Origin of the sequence: Streptomyces sp. NPDC007983, from assembly GCF_042958345.1 — a bacterium.
Lineage (GTDB): Bacteria > Actinomycetota > Actinomycetes > Streptomycetales > Streptomycetaceae > Streptomyces.
In genome coordinates, this window is record NZ_JBIBJI010000018.1 from 96,739 (window position 1) to 117,128 (window position 20,390).

The 20,390-nt window shown below is 71.7% G+C and carries 20 protein-coding genes; 5 read left to right on the forward strand and 15 right to left on the reverse strand.

Annotated elements, in window-relative coordinates:
* Positions 1–18 precede the first annotated feature (18 nt).
* From ACFZCY_RS36790 to ACFZCY_RS36835, 10 genes are all read right to left on the reverse strand, one after another.
* Positions 19–810, reverse strand: coding sequence for an enoyl-CoA hydratase-related protein (locus tag ACFZCY_RS36790; protein WP_391183505.1), 792 nt, complete (start codon positions 808–810; stop codon positions 19–21).
* A complete protein-coding gene (locus ACFZCY_RS36795; RefSeq protein ID WP_391183507.1) occupies positions 807–1,586 on the reverse strand; it encodes an SDR family oxidoreductase in 780 nt (259 codons plus the stop codon). The genes ACFZCY_RS36790 and ACFZCY_RS36795 overlap by 4 nt, the downstream gene beginning before the upstream one ends.
* On the reverse strand, positions 1,583–2,359 hold the full coding sequence (locus tag ACFZCY_RS36800; RefSeq protein WP_391183510.1) for a glucose 1-dehydrogenase: 777 nt from the start codon (positions 2,357–2,359) through the stop codon (positions 1,583–1,585). The genes ACFZCY_RS36795 and ACFZCY_RS36800 overlap by 4 nt, the downstream gene beginning before the upstream one ends.
* Entirely contained in the window at positions 2,356–3,588 is a 1,233-nt protein-coding gene (locus ACFZCY_RS36805; RefSeq protein WP_391183513.1) for an acyl-CoA dehydrogenase family protein, read from the reverse strand. Before ACFZCY_RS36805 ends, ACFZCY_RS36800 begins: the two co-directional genes overlap by 4 nt.
* Positions 3,589–3,617: 29 nt before the next feature.
* Positions 3,618–4,592, reverse strand: coding sequence for a phosphotransferase (locus ACFZCY_RS36810; protein WP_391183515.1), 975 nt, complete (start codon positions 4,590–4,592; stop codon positions 3,618–3,620).
* Positions 4,589–5,791 carry an acyl-CoA dehydrogenase family protein gene (locus ACFZCY_RS36815; RefSeq protein WP_391183518.1) on the reverse strand — a complete coding sequence of 401 codons (1,203 nt, stop codon included), beginning with the start codon at positions 5,789–5,791 and terminating at the stop codon, positions 4,589–4,591. Before ACFZCY_RS36815 ends, ACFZCY_RS36810 begins: the two co-directional genes overlap by 4 nt.
* 42 nt (positions 5,792–5,833) lie before the next feature.
* Positions 5,834–6,979, reverse strand: a complete 1,146-nt coding sequence (locus ACFZCY_RS36820) for a beta-ketoacyl synthase N-terminal-like domain-containing protein (protein WP_391183520.1) — start codon at positions 6,977–6,979, stop codon at positions 5,834–5,836.
* Positions 6,976–7,365, reverse strand: coding sequence for an OB-fold domain-containing protein (locus ACFZCY_RS36825; protein WP_391183523.1), 390 nt, complete (start codon positions 7,363–7,365; stop codon positions 6,976–6,978). Before ACFZCY_RS36825 ends, ACFZCY_RS36820 begins: the two co-directional genes overlap by 4 nt.
* Positions 7,366–7,370: 5 nt before the next feature.
* Positions 7,371–8,159 carry an enoyl-CoA hydratase-related protein gene (locus ACFZCY_RS36830; RefSeq protein WP_391183525.1) on the reverse strand — a complete coding sequence of 263 codons (789 nt, stop codon included), beginning with the start codon at positions 8,157–8,159 and terminating at the stop codon, positions 7,371–7,373.
* 93 nt (positions 8,160–8,252) lie between these two features.
* On the reverse strand, positions 8,253–9,392 hold the full coding sequence (locus ACFZCY_RS36835; RefSeq protein ID WP_391183528.1) for an acyl-CoA dehydrogenase family protein: 1,140 nt from the start codon (positions 9,390–9,392) through the stop codon (positions 8,253–8,255).
* Positions 9,393–9,580: 188 nt separating this feature from the next.
* Between ACFZCY_RS36835 and ACFZCY_RS36840 the strand changes: the two genes are divergently transcribed.
* Entirely contained in the window at positions 9,581–10,621 is a 1,041-nt protein-coding gene (locus ACFZCY_RS36840; RefSeq protein WP_391183675.1) for an alcohol dehydrogenase catalytic domain-containing protein, read from the forward strand.
* A gap of 76 nt (positions 10,622–10,697) precedes the next feature.
* Positions 10,698–11,450 (forward strand): SDR family oxidoreductase, encoded by a 753-nt coding sequence (locus tag ACFZCY_RS36845; protein WP_391183532.1) that lies wholly within the window; start codon positions 10,698–10,700, stop codon positions 11,448–11,450.
* Positions 11,451–11,475: 25 nt separating this feature from the next.
* On the opposite strand, the gene ACFZCY_RS36850 is transcribed toward ACFZCY_RS36845, so the two are convergent.
* Both ACFZCY_RS36850 and ACFZCY_RS36855 read right to left on the reverse strand, forming a co-directional pair.
* On the reverse strand, positions 11,476–12,777 hold the full coding sequence (locus ACFZCY_RS36850) for an MFS transporter (RefSeq protein WP_391183534.1): 1,302 nt from the start codon (positions 12,775–12,777) through the stop codon (positions 11,476–11,478).
* Positions 12,778–12,947: 170 nt separating this feature from the next.
* Entirely contained in the window at positions 12,948–13,751 is an 804-nt protein-coding gene (locus ACFZCY_RS36855) for an SDR family oxidoreductase (RefSeq protein ID WP_391183537.1), read from the reverse strand.
* Between the two features lie 167 nt (positions 13,752–13,918).
* Here ACFZCY_RS36855 and ACFZCY_RS36860 point away from each other — a divergent pair, with 167 nt between their 5' ends.
* Entirely contained in the window at positions 13,919–15,259 is a 1,341-nt protein-coding gene (locus tag ACFZCY_RS36860) for an FAD-binding protein (RefSeq protein WP_391183540.1), read from the forward strand.
* Between the two features lie 18 nt (positions 15,260–15,277).
* Here the strand turns inward: ACFZCY_RS36860 and ACFZCY_RS36865 are convergent, their stop codons facing one another.
* Positions 15,278–16,297 carry a glutathione S-transferase C-terminal domain-containing protein gene (locus ACFZCY_RS36865; protein WP_391183543.1) on the reverse strand — a complete coding sequence of 340 codons (1,020 nt, stop codon included), beginning with the start codon at positions 16,295–16,297 and terminating at the stop codon, positions 15,278–15,280.
* A 275-nt stretch (positions 16,298–16,572) separates the two neighbouring features.
* On the reverse strand, positions 16,573–16,956 hold the full coding sequence (locus ACFZCY_RS36870; RefSeq protein ID WP_391183545.1) for a hypothetical protein: 384 nt from the start codon (positions 16,954–16,956) through the stop codon (positions 16,573–16,575).
* Positions 16,957–17,150: 194 nt separating this feature from the next.
* On the opposite strand from ACFZCY_RS36870, the gene ACFZCY_RS36875 reads away from it, so the two are divergent.
* A complete protein-coding gene (locus ACFZCY_RS36875) occupies positions 17,151–18,125 on the forward strand; it encodes a helix-turn-helix domain-containing protein (RefSeq protein ID WP_391183547.1) in 975 nt (324 codons plus the stop codon).
* A 258-nt stretch (positions 18,126–18,383) separates the two neighbouring features.
* On the forward strand, positions 18,384–19,490 hold the full coding sequence (locus ACFZCY_RS36880) for an amidase domain-containing protein (RefSeq protein ID WP_391183549.1): 1,107 nt from the start codon (positions 18,384–18,386) through the stop codon (positions 19,488–19,490).
* 58 nt (positions 19,491–19,548) lie between these two features.
* Here ACFZCY_RS36880 and ACFZCY_RS36885 read toward each other — a convergent pair whose 3' ends face one another.
* Positions 19,549–20,259, reverse strand: coding sequence for a TetR family transcriptional regulator (locus tag ACFZCY_RS36885; RefSeq protein WP_391183553.1), 711 nt, complete (start codon positions 20,257–20,259; stop codon positions 19,549–19,551).
* Positions 20,260–20,390: the final 131 nt, after the last annotated feature.

Sequence of the window (20,390 nt, forward strand, 5' to 3'; positions counted from 1 at the left end):
GCTCCATGGGTTGGGGGCTCAGGTGCTGGGGGCGGCGCGGGTGAAGTCGGGCGGCCGCTTGCCCAGGAAGGCGGCGACGCCCTCCCGGCCGGTGTCGGAGGCGGCCGCGGCGGCGATCGTGCGGGCCTCCCGGTCCAGGTGCGGGCCGAGGTCGGTGGTCAGCCCGCCGGCGACGAGACGGCGGGTGGCGCCGAAGGCGGCGGTGGGCCCGCGGCGCAGCGCCTCGGCCGTGTGCGCCGCCTCCGTGGCCAGCTGGGCGGGGGTGACGACCCGGCTCACCAGTCCGATGTCCGCGGCTTCGGCCGCCGTGACGCGGCGGTTGGTCAGCAGCAGGTCAAGGGCGCGCTTGGGGCCGATGAGGCGGGGCAGGAACCAGCTGACCCCGGCGTCGGGCGAGTAGCCGATGCCGGTGTAGGCGGCGGTGAAGGAGGCGGTGTCGGCGGCGAGGGTCACATCGGCGGACGCGGCCAGGCCGAGCCCCGCTCCCGCGACGGCTCCGTGCACGGCGGCCACCACGGGCGCGTCGCCCGCCGCGAACGTGCGCAGCGCGTCGTGGAGCGCGTCGGTCACCGCGGTGAGGTGCTTCTCCAGTGCCGCGCCGGAGAGCCGGGAGAACTCCCTGAGGTCGCCGCCGACGCAGAAGGACTTCCCCTCACCGGTCAGCAGCACGGCCCGTACGCCCTCCGCGGCGCAGGTCCGTGCCGCGTCCCGCAGTCCGCGTGCCGTGTCCAGGTCGATGGCGTTGCCCGCCTCGCCGCGGCGCAGGGTGATGCGGGCCAGACCGTCGTCGATGTCGATGGCGACCGTCATCGCGCGGTCCATCCGCCGTCGACGGTCAGGATCTGCCCGGTGCAGTACGAGGAGGCGTCCGAGGCGAGGAACAGCAGCGCGCCGTCGAGTTCCTGGCTGTCGCCGCCGCGCCGCAGCAGGGTGTTGCGCTCGACCCAGCGGCTGGAGCGCTCGTCGCCGAAGAGGTCCGCGGTCATCTCGGTGCGGAACCAGCCGGGGGCGAGCGCGTTGACGCGGGTTCCGCCCGGGCCCCACTGTCCGGCAAGTTCGCGGGTCAGCCCGATCAGTCCGGCCTTGGACGCGGAGTAGCTCGCGCCGCCGAGCGGGGCGGCGGTCACCAGGCCGAGGATGGAGGAGACGTTGATGACGGTCCGGCCCGGCGCGCCTTCCCCGGTGGGGGCCTCGGCCACGAGACGTGCCAGGTGGAAGGGGGCGGTGAGGTTGACGCCGAGGACGTCGGCGAAGGCGCTCGGGGATTCGTCCTCGGCGCGGGTCTCGCCGGAGGTGGCGGCGTTGTTGACCAGGATGTCGACGTGTCCGGTGGCGGCGCGCGCGGTCTCGACCAGCCGCGTACGGTCCGCCTCCTGTGAGACGTCGCAGGCGACGGGGTGGATGCGCGGATCGGAGTCGGCGAGTTCCTTCAGCCGGTCCAGGCGCCGGGCGGCGGCGAACACGGTGGCGCCCGCCTGCGCGAGGACGGCGGCGAAGCGTGCGCCGAGTCCGGCGGAGGCGCCGGTGACCAGGGCCGTCCTGCCCTGGAGGGAGAACAGCTCCGCTGCGGGTCGCGGCGCGTTCATCCGTCCACCCCGATCGGCAGGGCGGTCGCGCCGCCGTCGAGCACCAGGGTCTGGCCGGTCATCCAGGAGGAGGCGTCGGAGGCCAGGAACAGTGCCGCGTTGGCCACGTCATCCACCGTGCCGAGGCGCCGCAGCGGCAGTTTGGCGGTGAGGATCGGCTCGCGGACCTCCCACACCGCCCGCGCCAGCTCGGTCTTGATCAGTCCGGGGGCGATGGCGTTGACGCGGGCGCGCGGCCCGAGTTCGTAGGCGAGCTGCCGGGTCATGTGCAGCATGGCGGCCTTGGTGGCGTTGTAGTAGCCGATGTGGGGATCGACGACGAGCCCGCCGACGGAGGAGATGTTGACCACCGCTCCCCCGTGCTCGGCCATCCAGGCCCGCCAGGCGTACCGGGTCCAGGCGATCATGCCGTACTGGTTGACGCGGACGGTCTTCTCCGCGCGCGGCAGGTCCAGGTCGAGCAGATCGCCGTGGTACGGGTTGGTGGCCGCGTTGTTGACCAGGATGTCGAGGCGGCCGAAGCGGGACATGGTCTCCTCGACGCACCCTTCCGCCTGCTCGGGTTCACCGGCGTTGGCGACCACGGTGTGGATCTCGCCGTCGCCCTTCACGCGCAGCAGTTCCTCGCGTGCCCCGGCGAGTCCGGCCGCTTTGCGGGCCGCGATCACCACGTGTGCTCCGGCCGCGCGGTAGGCGGTGGCGATGCCGAGGCCGATGCCACGGGATCCGCCGGTGATGACGGCCACCTTGCCGTCGAGCCTGTTGTCGCTCACGCTGCCCCCGTCGTCCGGTCGGTCTGCTTCTTGTAGTGCGCGAGTTCCTGGCGGGCCACCGTCCGCAGATGCACTTCATCGGGGCCGTCGGCGATGCGCAGCGCCCGGGTGATGGCGTACAGCCGGGCCAGTACGGTGTCGTCGCTGACGCCCGCCGCGCCGTGCGCCTGCACCGCGCGGTCGACCACCTTGTGGGCCACCTCCAGCGCCGCGACCTTGATGGCGGCCACCTCCATACGGGCGGCGGCGTTGCCGACGGTGTCCATCAGCCAGGCCGATTTGAGGACGAGGAGACGCAGCTGCTCGATTTCGATGCGGCTGCGGGCGATCCACTCCCGGACCACGCCCCGGTCGGCGAGGGGCCCGCCGAAGGCGGTGCGTGCGGTGACGCGCTCGCACATCAGCTGCAGGGCGCGCTCGGCGAATCCCACGGCGCGCATCGCGTAGTGCATCCGCCCCGGGCCGAGCCGTCCCTGGGCGAGCGCGAAGCCCTCGCCCTCGCCGCCGAGGATGTTCGCCACCGGTACGCGGACGTCCTCGAAGAGCACATCGCCGTGTCCGAGCCGGTCGGTGTAGCCGAACATCGGCAGGTCGCGCAGGACCGTGACGCCCGGGGTGTCCCGGGGGATGAGCAGCATGCTCTGCTGCCGGTAGGTGGGCGCCTGCGGATCCGTCTTGCCCATCAGGATGATCAGCTTGCAGTCGGGGTCGAGGATCCCGGAGGTGTACCACTTGCGGCCGTTGACGACATAACTGTCGCCGTCGCGCGTGATGCGGGTGCGGATGTTGCGGGCGTCGGAGCTGGCCACTTCCGGTTCGGTCATGGCGAAGCACGAGCGGATCTCGGCGTCGAGCAGCGGGCGCAGCCAGCGGTCCTGCTGCTCGGGGGTGCCGTAGAGGGCGAGGAGTTCCATGTTGCCGGTGTCGGGCGCCGAGCAGTTGAACACCTCGGGGCCGATGATGGAGCGGCCGGCCAGCTCGGCGAGCGGCGCGTAGTCGAGGTTGCTGAGGCCCGCGCCCCAGTCGCCGTGTGCCATGAAGAGATTCCACAGGCCCTCGGCGCGGGCCTTTTCCTTCAGCTCGGCCATGACCGGCGGCAGCGCGTGCGGGTCGTCCGCTTCGGCCAGCTGCCGGTCGTAGACCGCTTCCGCGGGAAGGACATGCTGCTCCATGAACCTGCCTATGCGGTCCTGGAGTTCACTCGCGCGGGGCGAGAATCCGAAGTCCACGATTGCTCCTGTTCGGGTGGCCGGCCGGATCAGCCGAGGATGTCGCGAGCCGTGCGGATCATCGCGGCGATGGTGGGCGGCAAGCGCTCCTGGTCCGGGTCGTGGTGCTTGCCCTCGCGGTGGCGGCGCAGATTGTGGCCCATGATCGCGGCCATTTTCATGCGTCCGAGCGCCCGGAACCAGTCCATCGCGGGCAGGGCGGGCCGGCCGTCGCGGTAGGTGTCCAGGAGGTCGGTCTCGCCGGGCAGGCCGGGCACCGGGCGCCCCAGCCGGGGGAAGTTGCGGTGGTCGGCGAAGAGCAGGAACCAGCCGAGGTCGATCCGCGGGTCGCCGACGCTCCAGATCTCCCAGTCCACGACGGCCACGGCGCGTTCGTCCACGCACAGCACATTGCCGAGCCGGAAGTCGCCGTGCAGCAGCACCGGCGGGAGGGAGGGCGGCACGTCGTCGGCGAGGCGTGCCAGCAGCTCCCTCCCGCCGGGCCGCAGTTCGGCGGGGACGGCGTGCAGGGTGCGGCTCCAGCGCTCCAGCTCGCCGGTGGCGTCGAGGGGGGCGGGGGCGCCGAGCCCGGGCGCTTCGATATCGGTGGTGTGCAGCCGCCGCAGGACGGAGGCGATCTCCAGCATCCGGGCGCGGGCGGTCGCGGCGGGCACCTCGTGCTCGTCGAGGACCGGCTCGACGGCCTCCCCGGCCGCGAAGTCCATGGCGAACCAGGCGGGTTCGGTGTCATCGACCGCCACGACGCCCGGCACCGGCACCGTCGACCCGGCCAGCGCGCCCAGCACCCGGGCCTGGCGCAGGACGTCGTTGCGTCCGACGGGCCGCTGCCCGGGCGGCACCGCCTTGACGACGTACCGGGCCTCCCCCGCGGTGACCGAGTAGGTCAGCCCCGAGTGGCCGCCCGGCAGTACGGTCAGCTCGCCGATCGCCGCGCCCGGGTGGTGGCGGGCGAGCCGGTCGCGGACCCGGGCGGCCAGCTCCGGCCCTTTCGTGGCTGTGCTCATCGGGCGGGCTCCTTGGGCAGGCCGAGGACGCGTTCGGCGAGGATGGTGCGCTGGATCTCGTCGGTGCCGCCCGCGATGCTGTAGCCGGGGGCGCCGAGCAGATGTTCCGTCCAGGCGTACGTGCCCCACTCCCCGGTGTCCGCCACGAGGCTCGGTCCCAGCAGTTCGGACACCAGGTCGCTGGTGCGGCGCATGGTCTCCGTGGCGTACAGCTTGCCGACCGAGGCCTCCGCGCCGGGTTCGCGGCCGGCGACGAGGGCGGCGGTCACCCGCAGTCCGATGAGCCGCTGGACCAGGGTGCGGATGTGGAGGTCGGCGGCCCGCTGCTGTTCGCCGCCGGTGAGGGGGCGGGGCAGGTGCGCGGCGAGGTCCAGCGCCCGGTCGGCGTTGTCGAGGCCGAGGCTGCCGGAGTCGAGCCGCTCGGCGGCCAGCACGCTGAGCGTGACCCGCCAGCCCTCGCCGACCGGGCCGAGCCGGTCGGTGTCGGGCACGGTCACCCCGTCGAGGTAGACCTCGTTGAAGCTGGAGCCACCGGTCATCTGCCGGATGGGCCGCACCGTGACGCCGGGCGCGTCCATGCGCACCAGGAAGACGGTGATACCGGCGTGTTTACGCACCTCCGGATCGGTGCGGCACACCGCGACGCCCCAGGTGGCGACGCGGGCTCCGGAGGTCCACACCTTGTGCCCGGTCAGCACCCAATCATCGCCGTCGCGCACCGCCCTGGTGCGCACCGCGGCGAGGTCGGATCCGGCCTCGGTCTCCGAGAACAGCTGGCAGGCCAGTTCGTCGGTGCGCAGCATCGGTCGCAGCCAGCGCCGCTTCTGCTCCTCGGTGCCCCAGATGGCGATCGCGGGGGCGACGAGCGCCTGCGTCACCGGGAAGATCTCGGGGCGCTGGGGCACGTCGAAGGCGGCTTCCTCGGCGCGGTAGAGCTGCTCGTAGTACGCGGGCAGGCCCCGGCCCCCGTATGACTCCTCCCAGGTGAGCGCGGACCACCCCTGGTCGTAGCGGATGCGCTCCCACTCCTGGACGCGGGCGGTGTGCTCGCGCTCCTGCTCCTCGGTCCAGTTCTCGAACACGGCGACGGAGTCGGAGCCGCTGCCCCACTCCCCGTCGGCGGCGCGGGGCCGGGCGACCGTGCGGAGCCACTGCCGGGCCCCGGTGCGGAACTCCTCGGGTTCCGGGATGCCGCTCATCTCTTGTGCCACTTCCTTCTCCACCTCCGATCGGCGGGACGTTCAGCGGGACAGCACCGTGCAGGCGCTGACGCCGGGGGCGCCGTACACATGGGTGAAGCCGACGCGGGGGTCGTCCGGGACCTGGCGCTCTCCGGCTCGTCCGCGCAGCTGCTGGACGATCTCGTAGACCTGGCGCAGTCCCGAGGCTCCGATGGGTTCGCCGTTGGCGATGCAGCCGCCGTCGGTGTTGACCGGCAGCGCCCCGCCGATGCCGGTGGCACCGGAGGCGACCAGCCGCTCCTGCTCGCCGTCCGCGCAGAAACCGCACTCGGCCATGTGCATGACCTCAGCACCGCTCTCGGTGTCCTGGAGCTGGCAGACGTCGACGTCGCGGGGGCCGAGCCCCGCCTCCTCGAAGGCGGCGGCCGAGGCATCGCGGCTGACGCTGGTCAGCTCGCCCGCGGGGATCCACGGGCTGAACACTTCGAACGAGCCGAAGCGCCGGGTGCGCACGGCCGCCGAGCGCAGGGTGACCGGCGAGCCGTCCATGGTGCGGGCGGCCTCCGGGGAGCACAGCACCAGCGCGGCCGCGCCCGCTCCGGGGGAACAGAACATGTAGCGGGTGAGGGGGTCGCTGACCATGCCGGAGCCGAGGATCTCCTCGGCGGACAGCGGCTTGCGACGCCATGCCTCGGGAGTCAGGGCACCGTTGCGGTACGCCTTCTCGGCGACCAGGGCGAGGGTCCTCGGGGTGATCCCGTGGTCGTGCATATAGCGCTGGATCTTCATACCGAAGAACTGGGTGGTCACCATCAGCCCGTCGCTGCCGTATTCCGCTCCCAGGCCCCAGTCCTCGGGCCTCGGGTCGAAGGCGCCGCGCGGATGCTTGTCGAAACCGACGGCCAGGACGACATCCGCCATGCCGGAGCGGATCGCGTTCACGGCGGAGATCAGCGCGCTGCCGCCGGTGGCGCAGCCGTTCTTGACGTTGATGAACGGCAGTCCGGTCAGGCCGAGCTGGGACACCAGGGTGTCGGCGAGGCCCGCGCTGTCGCTGCCGCCGAACGCGGCCCGCACACGCGACCACGCGATTCCGGCGTCCGCCAGCGCGGCGTTCACGGCGCCGACGGCCAGCTGCCGGCCGGTCGCCTCGGACCGGCCGAAGGGGGTGCGCCCGGCGCCGCAGATCAGAACGTCACCGCTCACGTTCCCTCCTCGCCACGGACGGTGGGCCTGGCCCGCGGGACACCGGGGCCCGCGGTCAGGGTGAGGGGCATGCCGATGCGGAGGACGTCGAGGTCATCGACGTCGTCGAGGTCGAGGACGGCGGCCACCCGCACGCCCTCCGCCAGCTCGACGTAGCCGAGCGCGAACGGCGCGAAGCCACCGGACGGGGCCTGATAGGGCGGCGACTTGGGGGCGTACCGCTGCACCGTCCAGGTCCACAGCGTGCCCGTGCCCTGGAGGGCCGCCGGGTCGGCGGAGCCCCCGCAGCGCGGGCACGCGTCCTCCGCGGGATAGACCGTCACCGCGCAGCCGGAGCAGCGCGAGCCCTGGAGCCCGGCGTCCGGGCTCCGCGGATCCGTGGCCATCCGGATCAGCGCCCCTGCCACTTGGGCTCGCGCTTCTCCAGGAACGCCGACACGCCCTCGTTGGCGTCCTCGGAGTTGAGCGCCACGCCCACGGCGAGATGCTCCATCACCATCAGCGACTGGGTGTCGGCGTCCAGGCTGCGGTCGATCGTCATCTTCGTGAGCCACATCATGAAGGGGCTCTTGTCGGCGAGGTCCCCGATGAAGTCCTCGACCGTCGCGTCCAGCTCCTCGGCCGGGGCGGACTTGTTGATGAGCCCGAACTCGGTGGCCTCGACGCCGGAGAGGAGCTTGCCGGTGAGCATCAGCTCCTTGGTCTTGCGGATGCCGATCATGCGCGGCACCCGGTAGATCGGGCCGGCTCCGCCGAACAGCGCGCGGCGGATGTGGAAGTCCCCGATTTTGGCGTCGTCCGCGGCGATGGCGAAGTCGCAGGAGATCATGATCTCGAAGCCGCCGGCGGTGACATGGCCCTCCAGGACCGCGACCGAGGGGGTCTTCATCGAGTAGAGGCGATCGCACACCTTCGCGGACTTCACCGCCACGTCGATCGCGTTGGACTTGCCGACGTACTCGGCCTTCAGGCTGTCCAGGTCGAAGCCCGAGCAGAAGGTGCCGCCACGTCCGCGGACCACCAGGACCCGCAGCTCGGGGTCCTCGTCGACCTCGGTGATGATCTCGTCGAGCCGTTCCAGGATCGGCACGGTGACGCAGTTCTTCTTCCACGGGCGGTTGAGCCACACCCGGGCGACGTGGCCGTCACGCTCGAACTGGATCTCGTCTTCCACGGTCATACCCTCACCCCTCTAAACTGAACTGAATTCACTACAACTCTGGGAGCAAGAAGCCGCCCTGTCAACCCCTTGATCGAGACGGGCAAGCGGCGATCAACTCGAACGTGATTCAACAGCCAGTCCGGCGAGCCGGGTCCGGTGCCGGTCCGCCGTACCGAACAGCGCCTCGCCGCTGCGGGCGCGGCGCACATACAGATGGGCAGGGTGCTCCCAGGTGAAGCCGATGCCGCCGTGCAGCTGGACGTACTCGGCCGTGGCCAGGCGGAAGGTCTCGGAGCAGACCACGGCGGCGGCACACGCGGCCACCGGCAGCTGCGGCGGGGCGACGGCGGCGCAGGCCGTGGCGTACGCGGATGCCGAGCGCGCCGCCTCCAGCGCGACCAGCACATCGGCCAGCCGGTGCTTGACGGCCTGGAAGGAGCCGATGGGCCGTCCGAACTGGTGGCGCTGGGCGGCGAATTCGACCGTGGCGCCCAGCGCGTGCGCGCTGCCGCCGACCTGTTCGGCCGCAAGCGCGGCCCGTCCGGTGTCCAGAGTCGCCGCGACCGCGGCCTCGGTGACCTCCGTCGTGCCCACGGAGGTGGCGGGCGCGCCCCGGAACTCCAGCAGCGCCTGGCGGCGCGTCTCGTCCAGGACGCGGCGCGGCGTCCGCCGGCAGGTGCCAGGGTCCGGTTCACAGGCGAACAGCCGGGGTCCGCCGGGGGTCCCGGCCCGCACCAGGAGCAGATCCGCGCCGGCGCCGTCGAGCACGAAGTCAGCCCGCCCGCGCAGCACCCATCCGGCGCTCCCCCGCTCGGCGGTGACCGCGGGCGTGTCGTCGCCGAACCCGGCCACGGTCGCGGTGAGCGTGCCGTCGGCGATCGGGGGCAGATAGCGCTCGCATGCCGCGCGGTCACCGCTGTGCAGCAGGGCGTGCGCGGCCAGGACCACCGTGGGCAGCAGCGGCGCGCAGCACAGGGCCCGCCCGGTTTCCTCCAGGACGACGGCCAGCTCGGCGAACGTGAAGCCCGACCCGCCGTACTCCTCCGGGACGGCCAGCCCATGGACGCCGATCTCGCCCGCGAGCCGGGCCCATAGGGCTTCGTCGTATCCGCGCGGTGTGGCCAGATGTTTACGGACGTCCTCCGGACCGCTCGCCTCGGCGCAGAGGTCCCGCAGGACGGTACGCAGTTGCCGCTGTTCGTCCGTTTCGGAGAGCAGCTGGGGGGCGATCTCGGGGTGGTGAGGGTTCATGGGGGCTCCACCGTGCTCGTACGACGGGATCGAATCTGAGAATTGAACTCAATTCACGACCGTAGACAGGGAGCCCCGACCCGGCAAGACCTCGGCACGACCCGGCAACGGCCTCGGGCCACCTATTGAACTTACTTCACCTCTGTTACCGTGGCGGCCGCGGCCCGACAAGACCTGGGACGGTGACGATGAGGGCACTGCGGCTGACCACGTGGGGCGAGCCCCCGGCATTGGTCGACATCGAGCGGCCCGTGCCCCACGGCGCGGAGGTCCTGCTGCGGGTCGAGGCCACCGGGCTGTGCCACTCCGATCTGCACGTCATCGACGCGGCCGCGGGGGCGCTCCCCTACCGGCTGCCGTTCACGCTCGGCCATGAGGTCGCCGGACTGGTCGCGGCCCTGGGGCCCGGCGCCGAGGGCGTGCGGGTGGGCGAGCGCGTGGTGCTCTACGGGCCATGGGGGTGCGGCACCTGCGGCCGTTGCGCCGCGGGCTGGGACAACTACTGCGACCGGCGTGCCACTCTCCGCTGGCACGGCGCGGGCCTGGGCCGGGACGGCGGAATGGCCGCGTACGCACTCGTCCCGTCCGCCCGCCATCTGGTGCCGGTCGGCGATCTGACGGCCGAACAGGCGGCCCCGCTCTCCGACGCCGGTCTGACCTCGTACCACGCCGTGGCCGGACTCCGGCACACGCTCGGAGAGGGCACCACCACCGTCGTCATCGGCATTGGCGGGCTCGGCCACCTGGCGGTGCGGATCCTCCGCGCGACCACGGCGAGCCGGGTGCTGGCGGTCGATGTCCGGGAGGACGCCCTGGCCCTCGCGGACCGCTCCGGCGCGGACTTCGGCACCCTGATGCGGGCGGACACCGCCCGGGTACTGAGGACGCATGGCGGCGGCGCGGGAGCGGATGCGGTGCTCGACTTCGTCGGCACCGCGGAAACGCTGGAACTGGCCACCGGCATCCTGCGGCCCGGTGGTGAACTCGCGCTCGTCGGCAGCGGAGGCGGCAGCCTGACGGTCTCCAAGCCGGGCGCGCACCCGCCCGGGTTCAGGCTCTCGCTGCCCTTCTGGGGCCCCCGCCCCCAGCTCGCCGAGGTGGTCGCGCTGGCGCGTTCGGGAGCGCTGCGGGTCGAGACGGAGCGGTTCCCACTGTCCGCCGCGCCGGAGGCGCTCGACCGGCTCCGGCGGGGCCGGGTGCGGGGCCGGGCCGTACTGGTGCCCGACTGATCACGTGCCCAGGCCGCCTGATCGCTCTTGTCCGGGGAATTCATGGATGCGTAATGGACACGGAAGGGGAGCCCGTATGCGCTTCGAGGGAAAGGTCGCGATCGTCACCGGCGGGGCCCGGGGCATGGGCGCCGCACATGTCCGCGGGCTGGCCGCGGAAGGGGCCCGGGTCGCCGTCTGTGACCTGCTGGACGACGAGGGCGAGGCCCTGGCGGGCGAACTCCCCCACGCGCGGTACTGCCACCTCGACGTCACCGACGAGGTGGGGTGGCGATCCGTCGTCCGCACGGTCGAGGACACCCTCGGCCCCGTGGACGTCCTCGTCAACAACGCCGGGATCATCCACTTCGGCGGCGTGGAGGAGCAGTCGCCCGAGCACTTCCGGCGGATCCTCGACGTCAATCTGGTGGGCGCCTTCCTCGGCATGCACACCGTCCTGCCCGGCATGCGCGCCCGTGGCCGCGGTGCGGTCGTGAACATCTCCTCGGCCGCCGGTCTCATGGGCTTCGCCGACGGCATCGGCTATGTGGCGAGCAAGTGGGGGGTACGAGGGATGACCAAGGCCGCCGCGCTGGACATGGCGGGCTCGGGGGTACGCGTCAACTCCGTCCACCCGGGCGTCATCCGCACGCCCATGGGCGAGAGCGCCTCGCCCGAGCTGTTCGCCCAGCAGCCCGTGCCCCGCATCGGTGAGCCCGACGAGGTCACCCGCATGGTGCTCTTCCTCGCGAGCGACGACGCCTCCTACACCACGGGCGGGGAGTTCCCCGTCGACGGCGGCCAGACCATCGGCCATGTCGGCCACGCCCACACGGGGGACGAAGCCTGACCGGCGACCGCCGCCGTCCACGCGTCTACACGTCCTTGCGGACGGTGAAGAGAGCGGCGAGCCCGATCAGGCAGACCGCCATCACGAAGAACGCCGGGGAGAGCAGGTCCCCCGTCCGCTGGACCAGGAAGGCCGCGATGTAGGGAGCCGTACCGCCCGCGAGGACGGTGCCGATGTTGTACCCGATCGCCATACCGGTGTACCGGACCCGGCGTTCGAACAGACGCGGCCACAGGCTGGCCGCCGGGACCTGCACGAACGCGCTGCTCAGCATGAACAGCAGATAGGCCAGGCCCGCCATGGCCAGGCTGTGCCGCCCCATGAGCATCATCGCGGGGTAGGCCGTCACCAGGAAGCCCAGCAGTCCGGCCAGCAGGACGCGACGGCAGCCGAACCGGGCGGCGAGCCACCCGGCCGGCACCATGAGCAGCACGGTGATGAGCACGACCCCGGCGGTCAGCCAGAACACCAGCGTGGGGTCGTATCCCAGGTTCGAGGTCAGGTAGATGCCGATGTACGTCAGCCCGAGGAAGATGGCGCCACCCTGGGCCATGGCCAGGCCGATGGACTGCAGCAGCGCGGTGCGGTGGGTGGACAGCACCTCCCGGACCGGCGCGGTGGGGATGTCGGCGCGGCGCGCCGCCTCCTCGAATTCCGGGGTGTCCTCGATCCGCAGCCGGGCCCACAGGCAGATAAGGGTGAGGGGGACGGCCATCAGGAACGGCAGCCGCCACCCCCAGGCGGCCATCTGGTCGGTGGTGGTGAGCGCGGAGATCGCCCCGGCCGTGGCGGCCGCGAACATGAAGCCGAGATTGGACCCGATGGGCGTGACGGCGCCGAGGAACGCCCTGCGCCGTGGTGGCGCCGACTCGTAGATGTAGGTGTAGGCGCCGACCGACTCGCCGCCCGAGGAGATGCCCTGCATCAGCCGGGTGATGAACAGCAGCACCGCGGCGAGGACACCGATCTGGTCGTAGGTCGGCAGCAATCCCGTGACGCTGCTGGCCACCCCCATGCACAGCACGGAGGAAACCAGGGCCTTGCGGCGGCCCCACCGGTCGCCGAGGCGTCCGAAGAAGATACCGCCGAGCGGCCGCACCACCAGGCCCGTGGCCAGCACCGCGAGCGCCGCCAGCACCGAGGCCGCCGGATCGTCGCCCGGGAAGAACTGCGGGGCGATCACCACGGCGAGATATCCGTAAACGCTGAAATCGTAGTATTCGATGAGGGTGCCGATGCTTCCGGCGAGCATCGCACGGCGCACCGTGCGGGGAGCGTAGGAGGACGACTCCGCCCCCGGCGGGGCGGGCTGCTCAGTGGTGCTCATGAATCCGGCTCTCCTTCCGAACGGAAACGAATCCCGTTCCTTGCCGACGCCCGGGACGCTACAGAACTGAACTCAGTACAGCTAGCCTCGGGAGGGGATTTCTCGGATGGATCCGGAGGCGACAGCGGGCGCGGCGAGCAGCGGCCTGAACTGGATTCAGGATGCAGGTTTCAGACGGTGAACCTGCCGCCGTTGGCGAGCAGCACCGCGCCGATCAGGTTCGCCGCGGCGTCGCTGGCCAGGAACAAGGCGATGTCGGCGATCTCCTCGGGGGTCGCGTACGGACGCACCCGCGGATCGGCGAACCCCGTGCGCAGCACCTCCGGCGTGCGCGCAGCCATCCCCGTCTCGGTCGGCCCCGGCGCGACCACGTTCACCCGGATACCCGAGGGGATGACCTCCTTGGCCACGGCCTGACACAGGGCGTGCACCCCTGCCTTGGACGCGGCGTAGTGGGGGTAGCCGACCGGGGCGTCGAAGGCCGACGACGAGCCGATCACGACGATGGCGCCCGCCTTCGCCGGCCGCATGGCCCGTACCGAGGCGCGCAGCACATGGAAGGTGCCATCGAGGTTGATCCGCATGACGCGCCGCCAGACCTCGTCGTCGAGCGCGTCGGTCACCTCGGGCACGCGCCCCTCCACGACGGCGTCCGCGATGCGCTGCTTGGCCCACGGATCGTCGACCCCCGCCGCGTGCACCAGGAGATCGAGCCCGCCGTGCCGCCGCAGCACCTCCTCGACGGCGCGATCGACCGCCGCGGCGTCCGCCACGTCGACCGCGACCGCCCGGCCGGCCTGCACGTCCTTCGCGACGGCCGCCGCGCTCGCGCCGTCGACGTCGGCCAGGACCACGGCCCGGGCCCCTTCGGCGGCCAGCCGACGGGCGACCGCGGCCCCCATGCCCGAGCCGGCACCCGTCACCATGGCGACCTTGCCCTCGAACCGTCCTGTGTGCGGCCCTTCATGGTTCACGACAACCTCCCGCAATGCCTGTGGAATTGACCTACCTGTTGAATTGACTTCACCTCTCTTACCGTGCCGGTCACGGCCCCGACAAGGTCCGGGCAGGGTTGACGAACCCCCTTGTGATGTGAACTGGATTCGGTTTTACTGAATGACCCCGACCGGAGGAGAGGCGCGTGGACACGGAAGCCGTCGATCTGCTCATCATCGGGGCGGGCATGGCGGGCCTGACCGCCGGTGCCCGTGCCGTCCGCAGCGGACTGTCCGTGATGGTCGTGGACACGAGCGCGGACGTCGGCGGCTCCGCTCGTTTCGCCGGTTACGCGTGGACCGCCCCGAGTCACGAGATCATGGACCGGCACAATCCACGAGGAGACCGCGCGCTGAAGCGCGCCCTCGTGGACCGGTTCGCCGAGGGTGTTTCCTGGATCCGCTCCGTGGGGGTGGAGGTGGGGGACGCCCAGCGCATCCTCAGCTTCGGCCGCGGACACCGGTTCGACACCAACCACTACCTCGACACCTGCCGCCGGCTCATCCTCGACGGCGGTGGTCGGATACTGCTCGCCACCCACACCGAACACCTGCTGACCGAGCACGACGCCATCGTGGGAGCCCGGCTGAGGTCACCCGACGGGACGGGCAGGGAGGTCGGCGCCCGCGCCACGCTCCTGGCGACCGGGGGATTCCAGGGCGACCCCGCACTCCGCACCGCCCATGTGCATCCCCACGCCGACCGCATGCAGCTCCGTTCCCACCCCGGCAACCAGGGCGGTGGCTACCGTCTGGCCACCGGCATCGGCGCGGCCACCGGCCATGCGGACGCGGGCTTCTACGGCCACCTCGTGCCGAGCGGCACACCCTTCGCCGATCCGGTGGACTTCGTCGACCTGTCGCTGTACTACAGCGAGCACGCGCTCCTGTTCAACCTGCGCAACGAGCGCTTCGTGGATGAGACGCTGGGCGACCACCTCACCGCCATGGCACTGCTGGACCAGCCGGAGAGCCGTGGTCTGCTCGTCGCCGATGCCCGGGTATTCCGCGACTGGATCGTCGGCTCCTACGTCGACGGCGCGGTCGCCGTGGACAAGTTCGCGCTGGCGAGCAAGCGCGGCGGCCGCGCGGGGCTGGCCGAAGACCTCGACGAACTGGCCTGCCTGCCCGAGGAGTGGGGGTACCGGGGCGACTCCATCCGCGACGGCGTCCGGCGGTTCAACGAACGCGTCGCGGCGGGACTCGCCACGGCACCCGGCCGGGAGCTGGACCCGCTGCCGCTGGACGAACCGCCGTACTACGTCATCGAGACGGCGCCGGCCATCACCTTCCCGTTCCACGGCGTGCGCATCGACGACCGGGCCCGGGTCCTGGCGGAGAACGGGGAGCCGCTGGCAGGACTCCTCGCCGCCGGGTCCGACATCGGCGGCCTGTGGCACCGCGCCTACGCGGGCGGTATCGCCACCGCGCTCGTCTTCGGGCTGACCGCGGCGGACACCGCCGCGGCGCTCGCCCGCCGGCCCTGATTTCCGCTACGGAAGCCCTCAGCGGGCGCGGCCGGCCTCCGGGACCGCCTCACCGGGCGGCACCGGACCGGGCGGGGTGCCGTCGCCGAACGGGCGCCCGCCCAGCTCCTCCCGTCCGTGCGGGGTCGACCAGCCGGAGAGGTCGGGGCCGAGGGGGACGAGGCGCTTGGGATTCACCTCGGTGTGCACCTGGTAGTAGTGCCGCTTGATGTGGTCGAAGTCCACCGTGTCGCCGAATCCGGGCGTCTGGAAGAGGTCGCGTACATACCCCCACAGCACCCGGTCCTCGCTCAGCTTGTTGCGGTTGCACTTGAAGTGGCCGTGATAGACCGCGTCGAAGCGCACCAGCGTGGTGAACAGCCGGATGTCGGCCTCGGTGATGGTCTCGCCGACCAGATACCGCCGCGTGGCCAGGCGCTCCGACAGCTGGTCCAGACGGGCGAAGAGACGCCGGAAGGCGTCGTCGTACGTTTCCTGGTGGTTGGCGAAACCGGCCCGGTAGACGCCGTTGTTCACATCGAGGAATACCGCCTCCATCACCTCGTCGATCTCCTCGCGATGCTCCTCCGGGTACAGGTCCGGCGCCCCCTGCCGGTGCAGGGCGGTCCACTGGGTGGCGAGGTCGAGGGTGAGGCTGTGGAAGTCGTTGGTGACCAGCTTGCCACTGGGGATGTCGACGATCGCGGGCACGCTCACGCCGCCCGGGTACTCCTTCTCACGGGCGTCGTACGCCTCGCTGAGGAACGCGATGCCCAGCACCGGGTCCCGCTCCCCCGCGTCCAGGGTGAAGCGCCAGCTCCGCTCGTCCTGGATGGGGTCCGCGACCGCCAGTGAAAGGGCCGATTCCAGGCCGAGCAGCCGCCGCGAGACCAGCGCCCGGCTGGCCCAGGGACAGGCCCGGCTGACGACCAGCCGGTAGCGCCCGGCCTCGACCGGCCAGCCGTCCCGGCTGTCGGCCGTGATCCGGTCGGAGAAGTGCGGCCCGGATCGGGTGAATTCCTTCGTGTCCCGGGGTGTCTCCTGGCCAGCGGTGCTCAATTCGGTACCTCCCGAAGCGTGCGGCGCGCCTGTGTCCGCCCGACATGTGTACGACTCGGCTCACTACCTACCCTGCTCCAAACCGGCGAGACATGCGAGACAGCACGATCCAGGACACTTCGGCGGGAAGGCGGGGGCAGCGCGCGGCGATCACCGCCGATACCCCGCCCGGCGGCCGCCGGCCACGCGCCGGGGCGGCGCACGGTGGCGGCCCACCGGACGCACCGGCAGGCCGCCACCATCCCCCGCTCGCCTCACGCTTGCTCAGCCGGTGGTCAGACCCGCCGGTTGTACACGTACAGGAACCACTTCTTGTTTCCGTCGTTGCCCGTTTCGTACTTGCAGCTGTAGTCGGACCACCAGCGCTTGGACGTGCCCGCCTTGCCCTCCGAAACGCAGGCGCTCTTGGTCCAGTAGGCGCGGTAGAAGCTCCAACCGGCTGCCAGCCGGGCGGAGTTCTCGCCGGTGGCGGCGTGGCCGGTGGCGGCCTGGTCGGTGGCGGCCTGGCCGGTGGCGGCCTGGACCGCGGCCGACGGGCGCGGCGCGGCCTCGGCCGTCCCCGCCAGGCCCAGCAGCCCGGTGCCGAGCACGGCGGCGGTGGCCACCGCACTCATCAGCGCCCTGCGGATCCCCGGGCTCGTGCGGTCGTCGTTCCTCATGGACTTCCCCCTTCGATCAGGTGGTGCGCCCCCGTGACGGCCGGACCTCATGGCCCGGCCGTGGCGCGAACACCGAACATGCTGCCGCTCACGGTCACCCCTTGTCATGAGCCGTCAGCGCACTGTTGTTGGCGCAGAGCGCACTACCGCGGCGGGCCGGGAGTGGAGGACGCTGGGCCGATGAGGGGGTTTGCGTGGAAGTAGTCTTCGACAGCGCCGCACTGCCCGTCCGCGACCGCGCGGAGGGGTGGGTGCAGACCACGGCCCTGGCCCTGGTCACCACGAAGCTCAAGTTTCCGAACCCCGGTGGTTTCCGAGGACGTCTGCGGGCCATGACGCTCGGCCCGGCCCAGGTCAGTGAGATGGCGTACGCGCCGCTGCTCTCCCAGCGGACGCCCCTCCTGATCCGGCGATCGGACCCCGAGCAGTACCAGCTGGCTCTGATCCGCCGGGGACACCAGGGTCTCGAGCAGAACCGGACGCGGGCGCTGCTGGGCCCCGGCGAACTGGTCCTGTACGACAGTTCACGCCCCTTCGACGCCCTCGTCGACACCGGTCAGGCCGACTCCGAATCGGTGGTCCTGCAGTTCCCGAAACGGCTGCTGCCGCTGCCGGAGCGGAAGATCACCCGGCTGCTGGCGGTGCCGCTGCCCGGCACCGAGGGCGTCGGCCGTCTGTTCGCGCGGTTCATGACCTCCCTGGCCGACGAACACCTCCGGTGCACACCGCGCGATGTCCTGCGCATGGGGCACACCGCGGTCGACCTGGCCACCGCCGTACTGGCCCACCACCTCGACGACGAGTCGACCCTGCCGGTCCGGTCACCGCAGCAGCTGCTGTTCCTGCGGATCACCTCGTTCATCGACCAGCATCTGCCCGCCCCGGATCTGGGGCCCGCCACCATCGCCTCGGCCCATCGGATCTCGCTGCGCTATCTGCACCGGATCTTCCAGCAGCACGGCACCTCGGTGAGCGCGTACATCAAGGACCGCCGCCTGGACCGGTGCCGCCGCGACCTGGCCGACCCCCACCTCCACCACCTGAGCATCCAGGCCATCGCCGCCCGCTGGGGCTTCCCCCGGCCGGCCGATTTCAGCCGCGCCTTCCGCGCGGCAGTCGGCATGCCACCCAGCCACTACCGCGCCCTCGGCCACCGCCGGAAGACCTGACCTCGAGCGCCGTGGCCGCCGGCGCTCAGCCGCTGAGCAGGGCGTGCGTCCAGTGTTCGGATGCCCAGGGGACGAGGCGCCGGCGGAAGCCCGTCTGAGTCAGTCCAAGAAAATCCGCATTATGCCGCAGGTGGAGAACTCATGGATGCCACTTCGCAATCTGAGCACAAAATCACCAAAGAGGCGGCGCTTATGCAAGGATCCGACCCCCCGGGTCGATCCGGCCCGGGATGCGGAGGGGAAAACATAGTGAAATCAATGACCTTCAGATCCGCTGCCGGGGCGGCACTGACGGTGGCGTTGTCGGCCGTGGCACTGCCCGCTTCGGCCGCGAGTGCGGCGCAGACCGGTGTGGTGGACGGAGCGACCACCACGTCGTTCGGGCAGTTGGCAGACGCGGTGCTCACCGAGCGTACGGCAGCGCTGCTGGACGGGCAGCAGACGCGGCGTACGGCGGCACCGGCCACCAAGAAGGCGCGGCTGTCGGCCGGTCTGACGCGGACCGAGAACACGGCGCTGTCCACGCTGCGGACCCGCAAGGCGCGGCTCGCCGCCCTGGGCGAGGCGTACACGAACGCCGACACCAAGGTCACCGTGGGCAAGACCCGCGTCGCGGGCGGGCGGGCGATCGTCCAGGCCACGGAGACCACGACGCTGACGTACAAGAAGATCCGCGGGGACGAGCCCGCGACGACCAGCTTCCAGGCGCACCACGAGCTGAGCTTCACCGCCGGGACCGGCGGGAAGTGGGAGCTGACAGGCATCAGGCCCACCGACGACGGGCCCAGGGCCATCAACGAGCCCGCCACGGTGGCGGTGAAGGCGGCGGCCCTGCCCAGCGCGACTCCCGCGTCCACGACGAAGCCGTCCCGGTCGACGACCAAGCCGGCGGGCGCGTACAACTACGCGGCGATGGCCGCGTACGCGGAGAAGTACTGGAGCAACTACAACCCCGCCTACCGGAAGTTCAACGAGGCCGGTGGGGACTGCACCAACTTCATCAGCCAGGCCCTGAAGGCGGGCGGGTGGAAGCACGCCCCGGGCGACGCGCAGGACTACCGCACCTGGTGGTACGACACCTCCGCCCAGGCGACGTCCTGGGTGGGCGCCAATGAGTGGTCGTGGTTCACGCTGGACGCCAAGCGTGCGACCAACCTGGGGAACGTGTACGACCTGGGTGTCGGGGACGTCATGCAGATGGACTTCGACCGGGACGGGTCCAAGGACCACACCATGATGGTCACGTACCGCTCCTCCAGCGGTGTCCCGTACATGACCTACCACTCGGTCAACACGTACCGGAAGTCGGTGGCGAGCATCATCGCCTCCAACCCGAACTCCCTGTACTACGCGTACCGCACCTGACCGGAAGCGCTCCGGTGACCGTGGCCTCCGCCCTTCGGGCGGGGGCCACGGCCCGTTGTCACGCGCGGTGTCCGGTGGGGGCGCTCTCCGCCACGGCCGGCGTCTCGCCGCTGAAGGCGTGCTCCGGTTCCGGATGGCCCAGGCCCGGGCCGCGGAGGTGATGGCCGGCGCCGGGGCGGAGGCCGTCGAGGTGGACGGCGATGTGGCGGCGGGCGGTGATGTCGAGCCACTCGGGCGGGGTGTTGGGCAGCGGTCTGCTGATCAGGGCCGCGGCCATCAGCAGGTCGATGGAGTTGACGTCGTCACGCACCGCGCCGCACTCCCGGCCGAGGGCCAGCACCGCCTCGAGGGAACCGGTGATGCGGTGGCGCAGGACGGTGGCCTCCTCGTCGTGGAAGGCCGGACCGCCGAACAGCGGGAGGACGAGGCGGGAACGAAGCTCGACCACGCCGGTCAGGAAGCGTTCGACGGCTCGCAGCGGGGCGTCCGGGCCGCCCTCTTCGGCCACCTCCTGGGCGGCCCGCGCTTCGGCCAGCACGGTTTCGTAGCCCTCGACGGCCACCTGCCGGCAGAGCGCGGCGCGGTCGGGGAAGCGGCGGTAGAGCGTCGCGATGCTGACGCCGGCACGGCGGGCGATGTCGTCCAGGGGTGCGGCGGTACCGTGCTCGCCGAACATCGCGCGGGCCGCGTCCAGGATGCGCTGCTGGTTACGGCGGGCGTCGGCGCGCATCGCGGGCTTCGACCGTATGGATTCCTGACCGTCCCTCACGCTCCCGCGCCTTCCCTCCGTGTGCGTACCGCATGCCGTGGACCATGCCGCACGGCTGAGCCTAGCCGGGCGGCGGGCGGGAACCGGCGGTTGTGTTCGGGCCTCGGTGGCCGAAGGGCGGGCCGGGGACA

What these genes read in the sequence shown, in the direction of transcription:
- ACFZCY_RS36870 (WP_391183545.1), bottom strand. Translation starts at nt 16,956, where the DNA reads ATGAGGAACGACGACCGCACGAGCCCGGGGATCCGCAGGGCGCTGATG.
- ACFZCY_RS36840 (WP_391183675.1), top strand. Translation starts at nt 9,581, where the DNA reads ATGAGGGCACTGCGGCTGACCACGTGGGGCGAGCCCCCGGCATTGGTC.
- ACFZCY_RS36835 (WP_391183528.1), bottom strand. Translation starts at nt 9,392, where the DNA reads ATGAACCCTCACCACCCCGAGATCGCCCCCCAGCTGCTCTCCGAAACG.
- ACFZCY_RS36825 (WP_391183523.1), bottom strand. Translation starts at nt 7,365, where the DNA reads ATGGCCACGGATCCGCGGAGCCCGGACGCCGGGCTCCAGGGCTCGCGC.
- ACFZCY_RS36790 (WP_391183505.1), bottom strand. Translation starts at nt 810, where the DNA reads ATGACGGTCGCCATCGACATCGACGACGGTCTGGCCCGCATCACCCTG.
- ACFZCY_RS36850 (WP_391183534.1), bottom strand. Translation starts at nt 12,777, where the DNA reads ATGAGCACCACTGAGCAGCCCGCCCCGCCGGGGGCGGAGTCGTCCTCC.
- ACFZCY_RS36845 (WP_391183532.1), top strand. Translation starts at nt 10,698, where the DNA reads ATGCGCTTCGAGGGAAAGGTCGCGATCGTCACCGGCGGGGCCCGGGGC.
- ACFZCY_RS36810 (WP_391183515.1), bottom strand. Translation starts at nt 4,592, where the DNA reads ATGAGCACAGCCACGAAAGGGCCGGAGCTGGCCGCCCGGGTCCGCGAC.
- ACFZCY_RS36795 (WP_391183507.1), bottom strand. Translation starts at nt 1,586, where the DNA reads ATGAACGCGCCGCGACCCGCAGCGGAGCTGTTCTCCCTCCAGGGCAGG.
- ACFZCY_RS36880 (WP_391183549.1), top strand. Translation starts at nt 18,384, where the DNA reads ATGACCTTCAGATCCGCTGCCGGGGCGGCACTGACGGTGGCGTTGTCG.
- ACFZCY_RS36815 (WP_391183518.1), bottom strand. Translation starts at nt 5,791, where the DNA reads ATGAGCGGCATCCCGGAACCCGAGGAGTTCCGCACCGGGGCCCGGCAG.
- ACFZCY_RS36830 (WP_391183525.1), bottom strand. Translation starts at nt 8,159, where the DNA reads ATGACCGTGGAAGACGAGATCCAGTTCGAGCGTGACGGCCACGTCGCC.